Annotated in this window: 11 protein-coding genes; 9 read left to right on the top strand and 2 right to left on the bottom strand. The window is 47.8% G+C overall.

The genetic code is table 11. The features are described 5' to 3' along the window. The first annotated feature begins 51 nt into the window (after nucleotides 1-51). From VIR50_RS04415 to VIR50_RS04380, 8 genes are read left to right on the top strand one after another with little or no spacing between them, the layout of a single operon-like run. Nucleotides 52-3,372, top strand: coding sequence for a SusC/RagA family TonB-linked outer membrane protein (locus tag VIR50_RS04415; RefSeq protein WP_331933928.1), 3,321 nt, complete (start codon nucleotides 52-54; stop codon nucleotides 3,370-3,372). 27 nt (nucleotides 3,373-3,399) lie between these two features. Next, nucleotides 3,400-4,923, top strand: coding sequence for a RagB/SusD family nutrient uptake outer membrane protein (locus VIR50_RS04410; RefSeq protein WP_331933927.1), 1,524 nt, complete (start codon nucleotides 3,400-3,402; stop codon nucleotides 4,921-4,923). 30 nt (nucleotides 4,924-4,953) lie between these two features. Beyond that, nucleotides 4,954-5,922, top strand: a complete 969-nt coding sequence (locus VIR50_RS04405; protein WP_331933926.1) for a putative zinc-binding metallopeptidase — start codon at nucleotides 4,954-4,956, stop codon at nucleotides 5,920-5,922. Continuing rightward, nucleotides 5,915-6,931: a DUF4302 domain-containing protein gene (locus tag VIR50_RS04400; protein WP_331933925.1), complete on the top strand. Its 1,017-nt coding sequence runs from the start codon at nucleotides 5,915-5,917 to the stop codon at nucleotides 6,929-6,931. The genes VIR50_RS04405 and VIR50_RS04400 overlap by 8 nt, the downstream gene beginning before the upstream one ends. 19 nt (nucleotides 6,932-6,950) lie before the next feature. Next, nucleotides 6,951-7,574: a hypothetical protein gene (locus VIR50_RS04395; protein ID WP_331933924.1), complete on the top strand. Its 624-nt coding sequence runs from the start codon at nucleotides 6,951-6,953 to the stop codon at nucleotides 7,572-7,574. Between the two features lie 4 nt (nucleotides 7,575-7,578). Next, nucleotides 7,579-8,736 carry a DUF4856 domain-containing protein gene (locus VIR50_RS04390; RefSeq protein ID WP_331933923.1) on the top strand — a complete coding sequence of 386 codons (1,158 nt, stop codon included), beginning with the start codon at nucleotides 7,579-7,581 and terminating at the stop codon, nucleotides 8,734-8,736. Nucleotides 8,737-8,760: 24 nt separating this feature from the next. After that, complete coding sequence (locus tag VIR50_RS04385) at nucleotides 8,761-9,861, top strand: fibronectin type III domain-containing protein (RefSeq protein ID WP_331933922.1); 1,101 nt, start codon at nucleotides 8,761-8,763, stop codon at nucleotides 9,859-9,861. Between the two features lie 49 nt (nucleotides 9,862-9,910). After that, the gene (locus tag VIR50_RS04380) at nucleotides 9,911-10,825 is read left to right on the top strand and encodes a hypothetical protein (RefSeq protein WP_331933921.1); all 915 of its coding nucleotides are present in this window, start codon (nucleotides 9,911-9,913) and stop codon (nucleotides 10,823-10,825) included. Between the two features lie 69 nt (nucleotides 10,826-10,894). Here VIR50_RS04380 and VIR50_RS04375 read toward each other — a convergent pair whose 3' ends face one another. Further along, a complete protein-coding gene (locus VIR50_RS04375; RefSeq protein WP_331933920.1) occupies nucleotides 10,895-12,082 on the bottom strand; it encodes a nitroreductase family protein in 1,188 nt (395 codons plus the stop codon). Nucleotides 12,083-12,085: 3 nt separating this feature from the next. Then, a complete protein-coding gene (locus VIR50_RS04370) occupies nucleotides 12,086-13,180 on the bottom strand; it encodes an FMN-binding protein (protein ID WP_331933919.1) in 1,095 nt (364 codons plus the stop codon). Between the two features lie 641 nt (nucleotides 13,181-13,821). Between VIR50_RS04370 and VIR50_RS04365 the strand changes: the two genes are divergently transcribed. Beyond that, entirely contained in the window at nucleotides 13,822-14,364 is a 543-nt protein-coding gene (locus VIR50_RS04365; RefSeq protein ID WP_331933918.1) for a DUF4199 domain-containing protein, read from the top strand. Nucleotides 14,365-14,389 lie beyond the last annotated feature (25 nt).

Below are 14,389 nucleotides of genomic sequence, written 5' to 3'. Positions count from 1 at the left end.
AATCATAAATTTCTATTCATCTTTAAACTTACCTTTTTCTTCTTAACTGGCATGTTTGCTCTTGCAAGCCATGCACAAACAGAAAAGGTAATTGTAAAAGTGATCGACAGCAAAGGCACTCCTATTATAGGTGCAAACGTATGGAATATTGACGCTAAAGGCGGTGCTACCACTGACGACGCCGGCTTATGCACGCTCAAAGCCACAAAAGGCGACTTACTAAAAGTATCTTATATTGGCATGGTGACACGCACTGCAAAAGTCATCAGCCATGAAATACAAGTCATGCTTCAAGATGATACCAAGATGTTGGACGAAGCTGTCATCACCGGTTATCAGAAAGTTAAGAGCCGTGTCTACACTGGTGCCGCCCAATTAGTGAAATTAGACGACATCAAACTTGAAGGTATCACCGATGTAACACGCATGCTCGAAGGCCGTGTCGCCGGTTTATCCATTCAAAACATATCTGGCTCTTTCGGTTCAGCACCCCGAATCAACATCCGTGGTGGTGTTTCTATTATCGGAAATGCCCAACCTTTATGGGTTATTGATGGCGCTGTTTACGAAGATATTGTATCTCTCAGCCTTGACCAATTGGCTTCAGGCGATGCGGAAACCCTCATTAGCTCAGCCGTATCAGGTATCAACGCAACCGATATTGAAGATATACAAGTGTTAAAGGATGCAGCCGCCACCTCTATCTATGGTGCCCGAGCGTTGAACGGCGTCATTGTCGTAACGACAAAACAAGGAAAGCGAGAGCAACCCATACGCTTGTCATACGCCATGGAAATGAGTTTCCGCCGCCGCCCATCATACAATGACTTCGACTTACTCAACTCGCAGGAGACAATGTCCGTCTACCAAGAAATGCACAACAAAGGATATTTCGACCTCCAAAGCACACTTTATGGCCGCAGAGGTGGCGTGTACTATCAAATGTATCGTGATCTCACCACGTATGATAACAATACGGGGAACTATCTTTTACCCAATACCGAAACAGCCAAGGCCGCTTTCTTACGCGAACATGAGTATGCCAACACCAATTGGTTCAAAGAGCTCTTCTCTCAAAACCCAACAATCAGCAATACCATCACGCTAACCGGCGGTGGTAAAAAGATAAGTACCTATGCTTCTTTGGGCCTTTTCAAAGATTACGGTTGGACTATTACGGACAACGTGCGCCGTATTACCGCCAACGTAAATACTACTTTTTTCCTTTCCGACAAGTTTTCTACCCGTGTCATTGCCCAAGGAAATATACGCGAACAGCGGGCTCCGGGCACCATGCCACAGCAACGCAACACGACCATCGGCTCATTTGAGCGCGACTTCGACATCAATCCGTTTGCTTATGCCTTAGGAACCAGCCGCACTCTGCGCCCTCGTGACAGCCGCGGACAATTGGAATATTACCGCAATAACTGGGCTCCATTTAACATTCTCAATGAATACGATAATAATTATATGGATATTGGCGTCCTCGACTTGAAACTACAAGCCGAGGCTAACTACCATTGGAATGACTATTTGCAGGTAAAAGGCTTGATGGCCATGCGACGTGCGACCACGCATATCACACATGAAATCAAGGAAGGCTCCAATGTTGTTCAGGCATTCCGTGCCAATGAAAATCCCTATGTTGCCGCACAGAACATTTACTTACTCCACAACAATACTGACCCACTACTTCAACCACAAGTAGCATTGCCCCATGGCGGAATCTTTAACAAGACCGAGAATCAAATGAAAAACTACATGGGACGACTTGCATTGGACTATGATCGCACGCTCGGGCAGCACGATATAAAAGCATTTGGATTCGCCGAAATACGTCATACCGACCGCATAACAACTCCATTCCAAGGCTATGGCATACAGTACGACAAGGGAAACCAAGTCTTTGTCAACCCGCTTATCTTCCAAAAGCTGCAAGGCGAAAGCACCGACTACTTCGGATTAACCAAACAATATAACCGAGGTATCACTTTTTCAGGCAGCGCCACTTACGGCTACGCAGGAAAATATGTCTTCAATGCCGTCATCAACTATGAGGGAAGCAACACGGCCGGCCAAAGCAACGGCTCGCACTGGCTGCCAACATGGAACGTGGGTGCCAAATGGAACATCAACAACGAGGCCTTCATGAAGCCTTACGCCAACATCTCAAAGTTAGCCTTACGCCTCAGTTATGGACTTACGGCTAAAATGAATGAGAAAGCTATCAATGCCAACGCTGTATATCAAAACACCATCATCAACCGAATAAACTTCAAGGAACGCGAAAACGCGCTCAATATCCTGCATCTTGAAAATCGTGACCTCACATGGGAAAAAATGTACGAATTGAATTTCGGACTTGATTTAGGCCTATACAACAATCGCATCAGTTTATCCGTAGACCTCTACCAACGCAATGCCTTCGACCTCATCGACCTTATTCGTACATCGGGTATCGGCGGACAATACTATAAGTATGCCAACTTCGGTGACATGCGCACACGTGGTGTAGAGCTGTCTCTGCACACAAAAAACATCCAAACAGCAGATTTCGGCTGGTCCACCTCTTTAACGTTCAGCGCCATGGACCAAACAATAACCCGTCTGCTCAACACTCCTAACACCTTTGACATGGTTGCCGGCCATGGCAATGGTAACATCGTAGGATTCCCCAAGGGCTCACTCTTCTCTTTCAACTATCAGGGTCTTGACAACACCGGACTTCCCACATTCGACTACGGGCTCTATCCCACCAATGGAAGTGCCTATGCCAAATCCTCCAACGCTGATTTCTTAGATACCAAATATTCCAAAAGCTACCTGATATATCATGGCCCCATCGAGCCGCAAATTATCGGAGGACTCTCTAACACGTTCCGATATAAGAATTGGGACTTATCCGTGTTCATGACCATGCAAGCCGGTAATAAGATTCGTTTGAATCCTACCTATGACCCATCGTTCGGCGATTTGAATGTTTTTGGTAAAGAATACTTCCGCCGATGGCTCAACCCGGGTGATGAACTTAAAACAAATGTCCCCGTCATCCCTTCAAAAGAACAGATAGCCCTCGTGGGACAAGAGAATATCGAACGTGCTTACAACACGTATAACTACTCACAGATGAGGGTAGCCGATGGCAGTTTCGTGCGTATGAAGAACATTTCTTTAGGCTATAAGTTCCCTACCGGCTGGATCAAGGGGCTTGGCCTGCGCCAATTATCAATGAGAATGAACATAACAAATCCGTTCTTGATTTATTCTGACAAGAAACTCAATGGGCAAGATCCCGAGTATTATAAGACGGGAGGTGTATCACTCCCCACTCCTCAACAATATACTTTCACATTAAACGCAAGTTTCTAACGACCGATTGTAATACGACATACCACTATGCGAATAAAAATAAACTGTTTAGGGCTGCTCTTGCTTCTTTGCTCGTGCAGTGATTACTTAGATAAGACTCCAAGTTCAGCCATCGATGTCAATATTGATTCCGAGGAAAAAGTGGCCGAACTGATCACCGCGGCCTATCCTTCCGCCAGCTACTTCGCCTTCCTCGAAGCCCGTACCGACAATGTTGAGGAACGTGCCTACGGCATTCAGAACAGAATGAACGAGGCAATGTTCTTTTGGGAAGATTTCGATCAAGAAGATCTTGACACGCCTCTCAACTATTGGAACAGCTGCTATACCGGAATAGCACAGGTCAACAAGGCCTTGGAACTCTTATCCACATTCCCTAAAAACAAGCGTACTGAAGCCCTCTACGCCGAGGCTTTCCTGCTCAGGGCCTACCTTCATTTTATGCTGGTCAATATTTGGTCGGAGCCTTATGGCAAAAAATCAGCCTCTCAAATGGGCATTCCCTATTTGGAAAAACCCGAGAAGCATGCCATCGTCAGCTACGACCGAGGCTCCGTTAAAGACGTGTACGACAAAATAGAAAAAGACCTTTTGCGTGGTGTTAATCGCATCACTGACCAATATTATAAGGCACCTCGCTTTCATTTCAGCAAGCGTGCGGCCTATGCTTTTGCCTCCCGGTTCTATCTGATGAAAGGCGATTGGCAAAAAGTAATAGACTATTCCAACTACGTATTAGGCGAAGACGCCAAAACATCTTTACGCAGATGGTGGGACTACAGACGTAAACTCAACTTCAATTTCAAGTCATTGCACCAACTTTATTTGGCTGAGGACGAACCCGCCAACCTGCTGCTGACCACTACCCGCTCTCGCTTACAGCGCAATCTTGCCACAGAGAAATACGGACTTACGGCCGACAAAATGGTTTCCATCTTCGCCAAACGAGGTATAGAAGGTGCCCAAAACTACTCCACTATCAATTTACAAGGAGTTTATCCGCTAAATGCGTCCGAATCGCCCATCACCAATGGCAGCTACATGGCTAAGTTTGATGAGTACGCACAGTACACGGAAACCGGGAGTTCGCCTAAACAAGTGTTCGTTACTAACGTACTCTTCTCTACCGACGAGGTATTGCTCAACCGCATGGAGGCCTATACCATGCTAAGCAAATTCGAGGAAGCCATAGCTGACTTGCTCGATTATATGAGCACCAAGTTCGAGATTTATCCTGCGTTACCGCATGAAGCCTACCTGCAATCATCGCGTACCAATTACGATATTTACTCTCCTAACTATGGATTAAGCAGGGAACAACTAGCCTTGATTTCTACCATCTTGCACTTCCGACAAAAGGAATTTATGCACGAAGGCCTAAGATGGTTCGATATACGGCGCTTCTATCTCTCCGTAAAACGCAATTCCAAAGCCGGTCGTTACAAGGCTCTTGAAAAAGAAGACCTACGTAAAGTGCTGCAAATTCCCAATGAAGCCATCCGTCGAGGACTACAACCCAACCCTCGCAATGAGGCCATTATTTTGAGATAACAAAAGATGATAAACGCTAAAATAGAATCTATGATTAAGAAATTCATATACTTGTGCTGCATCACGCTGGCCCTCGCCGGCTGCTCTGAGGAAGCGCTCAATGGCGACAGTGTCATTACCGAGCCTACCGAACAGGCTTCCGATATTGACAAATGGGTCTTTAAAAACCTCACCGAACCTTACAATGTACAAGTCATTTACCAATCGGGAAGCATTGCCATGGCACCCGATGAATATGCGCCAAAGACCGAAAAGGTGCTTGACGTGCTCGAAACCATCAAGGCGCTGTGGGTAGATGTCTATGCCACCGAAGGCATAGGAGGCACCAATTACTTGAAAGAAAAAATGCCGATGCGGATTCATTTAATCGGTGGTCGCAAATTAGACGCCTCCGGCAAGGAGCTTATCACCAATCCCACTGCCACCGGTATCAATATGTATATATATAATGTAAATGAGTTCAACCGCAACGATGAACACGATGTTTTCTGCCTTATGCGCAGTGTTCATTTCCAGTTTGCCAAGCGTCTTCTTGAATTGAAAGGCTATGATCGCGATAAATTCTTGCAAATCAGTCGCCATCGCTACCGCAACTCGCCCTATGGCGTCAACGTGGGTCTTACAAAACAGAGTCGTCATGAGGCGTTCGATGTTAGCCGGGAGGCGGCAAAGCGTGGTTGTTTCTCGCTCTTTGGCCTTTCCTCGGCCGAGGATGACATGGCCGATATGATCAGTACGCTCCTCACACACAAGCCTACCGTCGAACAAGAACGCCTGCAGGCGGCCCGCCATTATGAGATTCCTAAAAACGATCCCGACCCTGATTATACCCGACAATTGGCACAAGAGGGTGAGCAGTGTGCCCAAGAAATGGAACAAAAGATGGTGATTGTCAGAGATTTTTTCAAAAAAGAAGCCGGTCTCAATCTCAACCAATTACAGCTGTTGAGTATCAACAAACTGATTAATTTCACAAAAACAAAGAATCGTGATGAATAAAATAGGATATATACTACTGCTGACTGCAGGATTAATCATGGGCGCCTGCAATGACGACACCTTGTCAGGCCCCACACCCACCGAGCGCTCTCAAGCCAATATAGAGCAGTTACGTGCGGAACTTTCTGACGCTCCGCATGGGTGGAAACTGCTTTACTTCCCTACTACCGACTCGCTTTTATTCAGCAACCTGAATACAAGTCTGGGCATGGATGACCAACATGGGCACTATGGTTACGGCGGTTTTTATTACCTACTAAAATTCGACAAGCAAGGCAACGTAACGCTTAAGGCCGACCATAGCCCGTCCCCCGCCGAGGAACAAGGCCGTTATGCCGTTCACCAATCTTCTTCCACGCAGTTGAGCCTTACTACTTTCACCTCCCTGCACACACTGATTGGCACCGCGTTTAAAGGCACATCCCATTTCCTTTACGCCCGTAAGGACTTCGACGGAAGCCTTGTCTTCCGCACGATGAACTACATGGAACCGGCCAAAGAGTATATCGTCATGCAGCGACTTGACAGCGATGAGGCGTGGAATGACAATATCAAGCAAGCCTACGACAATCGTTCATTCTTTGAGTCGATGAAAAATCCACAGATACGCATTCACACCGGCGCCATGGTTCACTTCCAAAGCGACATGAATATGAAAGCACAAGAGAAACATCGGGCCGAAATCACTTCCCATCGTTACTATCTCTTTACCTTCGCCAAGGAGTTAGCTGCCGACCCCGACGCCTATCCCCGGACTGTCGTTGGCCTTGGCTCCGGCTATACCGGTACAGAGGCCGGGCTCTCCTTTCACGCCGGAATTAGACTAAATGCCAACCACGTATTTCATGATTTTGAGCGTGTTGAAGACAAGTTTATATGCGAATTGGTGCAAGTCTACGACCCTCATACCCTTCGGCCTTATCTGATGGCCAAACACTTGGCCCCAAAAGGACAATATAAAGAAACCGGCTACATCGCCGAAATCTTTGATATGCCAACCAAACGTTAAGACTATAATTTCCCCATATATGAATAAATACACTCACAAACTTATCAATAGCCTGACTGCCATCGCGGCTTTGCTCCTGCTCTCAGCCTGTAACAAGGACTTCGCGGAGTTCCCACAAGAGAATTACGATGAGCTTTTTCCTCCCACAGAGATAGAAAAACCTCAAACCAGTGATAACCCGGTAGTGAAGTTAGGCAACCCTTATATGAAGGTCGATGAGTTCAAATACATGGGAAGAGATAACCAAACACCTTCTCAAACCTACAAGGTTACTATCAGGGCTGCCTACTATGAACCCGACAATATGGGTCCCTCATCGGCTCCCTCGCTCTATTATATAAGGTATGTCGATGAAAACGGCAAGCTCGTTACATGGAGTAGTAGCAATTCCATCGAAGGAACAAGCTCTGTTCTCAAGCGAAATAAGGAGCAAACGGTGAGCTTTACCCTGCGCTCGGGTAACCAAGTTATGCTCATAGTCAATGGAATCGGCGAACGAGGCACCGGTGTCATGGGCGCTATCGACGTGCAAGATGAGAACGGGCTTCGCCTTCTCCCCTCCTTCTTGAGCCGCCAATATCAGAACGAAGAGGGCCCCAACAATATTCAAACACCTTTTTGTAAATATTACATTCTCCCTTAAGAACATGACAAAGACTTATTTTCTCACCGCTATATGCTCACTGCTATCGTTGACCGCTTGCCATGATGGCGAGGGAGAAACCGTAGAGAGCACTTACATGCTCCCCATTGAGCAAGTACCCGATTACAAATACAGCCGCAGCGGCCTCAGTACGGTCGACCAATGGGAATGTGCCATGAATCAAAAAGCGGCCACATACATTTACGAATCGTTCCTTCAGAAAGCCTATCTTCACGACGATGACGACATGCAACGCTTGAAAGAAGCCTTTGAGGAAGGACAAAACGCAGCCCACTTATCGCAACAAGTGGCCGAGACTGTCCCCGAAGCGACGAGGCAACTCATCCTTCAGGACTTCCAACAGCTTTTCGACGACACTCGAGCCTTGGGCCAACATACCTACCAACCGGCTGCCGAGGCCACGCCGGGGTACATTGGTTACAGCGCCGGAGACAACAGTCGGTCCTTCGCCAATGCCGATGGTATCATCCCGGCAGAGGTTTTCAATGGCATGATAACGGGCACGATATATCTCAATAAGATAATGAACAAGCACCTTACCACGGCCAATTTTGACAACGAAAACCTGCGAAATGCCCACCGTGACCTGCAAATCGGGCCGGGCAACAGCTACACCGAACTTGAACACCATTGGGATTTGGCCTACGGCTACTTCAACAATATGAAGGCTATAACCCAATCGGAAGGTATCGCTTTACTGAAAAATCGGGAGCGAAAGCTCTACGAAGCCTTTGCTTGGGGCCGTTATGCACTTGGCCATTACGACTATAAACTGCTCAAAGAGAAGATGGATTTCATCCGCAAAGACCTGTCACAAATCGTTGCGGCGCGTGCCATGTACCTCCTGATAGGCCCTAACACCATGGCCAATATTGAAAGCAAGAATCCCCAAAACGCATTCTTCTTCATTTCACAAGCCTACGGACTGGTCTACGCCCTGCAGTTTTGCTGCGACATGAACGGTCAACCTGCTTATAGCTATGAGGAAATCAAGAGCCTCCTACAACTATTCAAGGACGATAAAGGCCTATGGAATATAGAGCGCCTCAAGGCCGACAGCACCACCAAAGGCTCTCTTCAGTATATCGTTATGGCCATAGGAAATAAGTTTGGCATTACCCTTGATCAACTCATTCGTTAATTATATCATCTCATATTGTACTAAATGAAAACTATCAACTTCATATTCATGCTCCTTCTTGCCCTGCCTTTCACCATGCAGGCACAAGAAAAGGAGAACCTTATTCCCAACGGAGGATTCGAGACTTTCGGTACGGGAATGCAGTCTGATGTACCCGTCTATTGGTACATACCACAAACAACACTATTCCCACGCAAAGAAAAGAACAATAAACATCAAGGCGATTTCGCCCTGAAACTGTATGCTAATGGCGGTAGTTTCCAACCCAACAACGGCGATAAGATAGCTGTTAAGTCGGGCCATAAGTACAAACTATCATTTTGGTATTGGATGAATCTGTGGAATCGGCACCTTATTTTCTCGTTCTATTGGTATAAAGGTAGCCAGTATGTCTCAAAACTTGTCTTGGATAAGCCCCTTGATAAGATTAACGAATTTGAGAAGTGGACCGAAAAGAAACACGAAATTGAAGTGCCGGAGGGGGTCGACGCCGTTACCATTTCCATTCGCTTAGAGCGTGAAAGCACATCGGGGGCGTACCTTCTGCTCGATGATTTCTCACTCACCGATGAGGGTGGAGGCAGCCAAAACAACGTTATCGCCCCGGGCAACCTGCGGATTAACGCCTTCCAACGCGAGCTTGAATGTAAGTGGGACAACGTTGCGGTAGAGGGATATACGTGGAAGGTGACATGTAATAACCAAACCTTAACCACCCAAACGCCATCGTGCACCATCACCGGACTAACTCCTGCCACCAATTATGAGGTCAGTGTAACCGCCATCGATAAGGACAAGAACACCTCTACGCCCGTGGTCATCCGTAAAAAGACTGACAACATCATGGGCAAAGAGGAGGAACTACGAATTCCTTTCCTTAGAAGCATGCCCAAAGACGGGTATTATAAGCGCAAGGACAACAAGGTACCGCTCTATTTTACCGACCTTTATCCGCAAGACGCCACCATCAATTACACGCTCGATGACCAACCCGTCGCCCCTCAAGACGGATGGATAACCTTCGATAAGGGCGAGGGTGACGGCGAACATGTACTGAAAGTAACCATCAAGGAAGCCGATGGCAAGGAGTGGATATTGGAATACAACCTATCGAGAATAGACTAACCGCCGAGCCATTCCTGCTCACACGTCAAACAATAATGATAAAAGCACTATGAATAAAACGATATTTTACCTGCTCCTTGCCGTAACCACGCTCATCACCGGCCTATCGGCATGCAGCGAGGACAACGATACTACGCTCTCCGACATAAGGATTGGTCGCGAGGCACAGCTCCATGAAGTATCCGTCAGCCGCCAAACCACCCGCAACATACTGCTCGATGGCGGGAACGGAAAGTACGCCGTGTACGTGGCCAACCCACAAATTGCGACGGCAAAGATAGTCAACGACACGCTGAAACTTACCGGACAATTCGAGGGAACGACCTTTGCCACCATTCGCTCGCATGATTTTGAGAAGCGACTCGACATCAATGTGGTGCCGCCAACGCTGGGATTCAGTCAGAAACACATTCGTTTGGCACCCAAAAACGAGAGCACTTCCGTCACACTGACCGGCGGTGGCATTGTAAACTTCGAGATAGACGACCCCGATAAGGTCGTAAGCGTTAAATGGAATGCTGCCAACCGGGTCGTGGAATTGCGTCCCCATTATGAGGGCGAGGCCGTTATCACCGCCATAGGGCAAGATGGCAGCCGCGATCAACTGACCGTCAGCGTGAGCTGTGAGGGCGAACTCAACCGCATAGGCTACTATAGTACCCGCTCAAAAGTGATGACTACCGAGCTCAATACCCGCATGGTAGTGAGAAACCGTAAGGCCGGTATCTCGCTCTTTGGCTCCGTCGACCCCAAGAACGGGCAGGGGCTGCGCCTCTCTCCCATCGTTAATCCGCGGCAAGGGCAAACCTATGACGTGACCATAGCCATGCTCGGACAGTGGCCTAACCCCAAACTATCCAACGGGACGCTGAAACTACGGGTGTTGGAAGTACGCCCCGACAAACATCTTGTAGTGCTTCGAGGCCCCGGATTCAAATTCCTGCTGCCCTATTACGACAATTAAAACCCTCTCTTATTAAATGAAAAGGCGCCATTTGCATATTTATCAGCAAATGGCGCCTTTGGTTTTAGCTTACTTTCGCCAAGCTCCCACTATCTCACCGATATATTCCGAGTGAACACCCGCGGAGAAATTGGCATAGAATTTCTTGGGAACATCCCCGAAACCCTTGGGCTCGAACGGCGCACGATAGAGTATCTTACACTCATATACCTCCGAAGCCTCCTCGTAATAAGGCGTTCCGTTGGCGGTGAATTTCGTGTGCAGCCCTAATGCCTTGGCCTTATCACCGTCACGACCACTGTGCGATCCCATGTAATTCAGTATATCCTTATGGTCCTCATCGAAAGCCATCACCGTGAAATATTGGGCTTTCTCCATGAATTGATGGGTATGACGACCTTCTGCCACATACACTGTGATCGTGGCATTGTCGTGATTCCAAATGTTGCCGAGCGCTCCCCAGCCTATGGTCATGGCGTTGCTACCCTTCTTGCTGCCCACGGCCAGCAACAAACCTTCACGCTTAAACCAACTGAAAGGATTTTCCTTAAACTCCTCCAATACGTCGAAGGGCTTTAACTCCTTCTTCTCCGGGGCGGTCGGTGCGGCCGTAGGCTGCGGTGCGGCCTTGCCTCCAAAGACATTATAGGATATATTTTCCGGTTTCCATTTGTCCTTCGGAGCAGGCGAAGTCTTAGGGTAGCCAATGACGATGGTATTGAGCGGCACCATCGTTTCGGGCAAGTTTAAGAGGCGGGTCATACCTTCCACACGATCTTTCGACGGATAAGTGCCGGTCCAAACAGCCCCCAAGCCCAGCGCATGGGCCGCAAGCAGAATGTTCTCCGAGGCTGCCGACGCGTCTTGAACCCAATAATCGCGGCCCCGATCTTGCAAAGCCTTGGTCAGGTCGCCACAAACCACGATGGCCAAAGGCGCCTTGGCAGCCATGCCCGCATTGGGATTGACCTCCGGAATACGGCTAAGCACCGCCTTATCGGTCACAACGATGAAATGCCAAGGCTGCTTGTTGACCGCCGACGGGGCAGCCATGCCGGCCCGAAGCAGTTTCTCGATTTTCTCACTCTCCACCGGCGCGTCGGTATAAGCCCTGACACTGGTGCGCGTCACGATGGTTTGATAGGCGTCATCATCGGCACCCGACCGGCGTCCCTGACTGCTCTTGGCCTGCACCAACTGAATACTGACAAGGAGCAAGGCCACGGCCAATAAGGCCATTACGATTTTTGTGTTCATAAATTAAAAGGTTTTATGTTGGCTGATTTTAAACAAACTACCCATAGGACATACAAAACGGCAATACGGCCTCATCACAACCGTAGACAGTAAGACAAACACCACCGCTATGGTTATGACCACCCAAGAGGCCGATTGGAAGATAAACGCCGAGAAAGGCTCGTAATCTACCCACTCCGCCCATACGCCGGTCCAGAGGCAAAGCATGAGAACGGCCCATAGAACCTGCCGGAACAAATCAAGTCGTTTGGCCGTCCGACTACTCATCTTGAACTTAAACCCGACACACTTGGCGGCCAATTCCTGCGCCGCGCCGAAGGGACAAACATGGTTGCAATAATGATTTTTCTTGCCAAAGAGCGGATAAACGAAGGCCATGATAAGCATGAGCACCGGCGTAAGCAAGGCCACGACGTTCATACCATTTGACATATAGCCGATAATGGCTGAATAGGAAAGGAACGAACCACACCAAAAACCGAGCACGCCAATATCCAACAACTGCTGGAAAAGGCGGTAACGCCGATTCTTATAGTACAAAGGAACAATGGCAGCCATCAACGCCACCAGCAGTCCCGCTACCGACTTAACACTCAAATCGAGCTGTTCCCACCAGCTCTTTTGGGCCGCCGACTTACGGGCATATTGCAAACCACGCTCCATGTTGCCTATGATGCCCTTCGAGGAAAAGGTTGCACCCGACACGGCGTCGACCTTCAGGGCCGCGGCTTCCTCCAAAGACTTCCCCCGCCAACGTGCGAGGAGTTGCTCGGCCTCATGAAAGAAGTCGGGCGTTTCTTGATTATCGAGCGCTCTCACCGAGCTTACGACGCCGTCCTTCACGGTTATTTCCAACGGTACGGGACCGCCATAACCGTTAATATCCTTGGCCAACGGGGCCGTATTAATGATGATAGCGCCGTCATCGCCCTTGCGAAGCGTGTCGTTGGCGGCTGTCTTTGCACCCGTAACGGCTTGTTTTTCTAAGCTGTGGCCCAGCAGTTTGCCGTCGCGCCTGATAGAAACCACGGCTATCATTAATAAGCAAATAAGCAGGCTGAGGGCACGGGAAAGTTTGTCATTCCAGTTTTTTTTCATCTTCTCCAATAAAATCTAATAATACCTTAAAGCTACAAATCATTGACGATAACTCAAAAAAAGCGTTTATATTGTGCAAAAATGATTTAACATTATTTCGTAAAGAGAAAATTCAGAAACATCTTTACAAAATGTCAAAAATGCCTGCGTTATTTCAAAATAAAAAACTTTCGGCCGGAAATTATGAAAAAACAAGCCGTTTCGTAACCCGTTATCAATCAACAGTTTATCAAAAACAGCATTTTTCCAAGCCATCCACAAGCCCCTTTTGAGGCCAATTTTACCCTTTGATTACAGCTATTTACGCACATGGAAGCGGCGCTTTGAGCGGTCCAAAGGCCTGCTTTGACCCACAGAAAAGCCATCAATCGGGAAAAGAGAAAACCAATACAGTCCCATCACCCACCTTTTACGGTCCGACAAAAGCTGAATGACATATTTTTAAGAGGTCGTTTTTTATGACCTTATTTTTACAAAACAGCGTTTTTACACGCTACGAACAAGACAACCGCCCGCCACCCCGCAAAGCCCCATTAGAAAGACATACTAAACTAAAAAAATACAATTTTTAAACTTGAATACCTATTATATGGGCGGAATTCGTTAAATTTGCGAGTTAATAAGACAATAAACGACAACACGTGATTGATTTACTTACGATAAGACAACTCAAGGCCTATGCTTGGCAAGACGGCGCTTTCATGGGCGCTTATTGGTTTGCCGCATTTCTGCTGACGCTCCATTTCCCCGCGTTGGCGCTGGGCCCGTTCATGACTTTGTGCACTCCCCTTTTCGCGGGATGGCTCCTCAGCCGCTTCAGAGACGAGGCATTGGAGGGCCGAATAACATTCAGGAGAGGATTGGCCTACAGTGTTTATACGCTCTTCAATGGCGCTTTTCTTTTTGCTTTCGGCATATTTGCCTATCTGACGCTGTTCGACGACGGCCTTTTCCTTACCACCATGCTCAACAGTTTCAGGGAAAGCATAGACATATTTAAGCAAATGGGGCAAGACCAAAAGCAAATTTACGATGCCATTGACCTCATAAACAGCCTGTCACCCATAGAGATGGGCGCTATCTTCATGGCCTATTACGTGATAGCCAGTCTGCCTTTGGCCTTCATCATTGCCTTCTTTTGCAAGCGCAAGCAGGCCAAGACGCCCCATAACCACACGACTTAAACAAAATAAAATATACATAGCATAA

This window comes from Prevotella sp. (assembly GCF_036570325.1).
Lineage (GTDB): Bacteria > Bacteroidota > Bacteroidia > Bacteroidales > Bacteroidaceae > Prevotella.
This window is presented reverse-complemented; position numbering and strand designations above follow the sequence as displayed.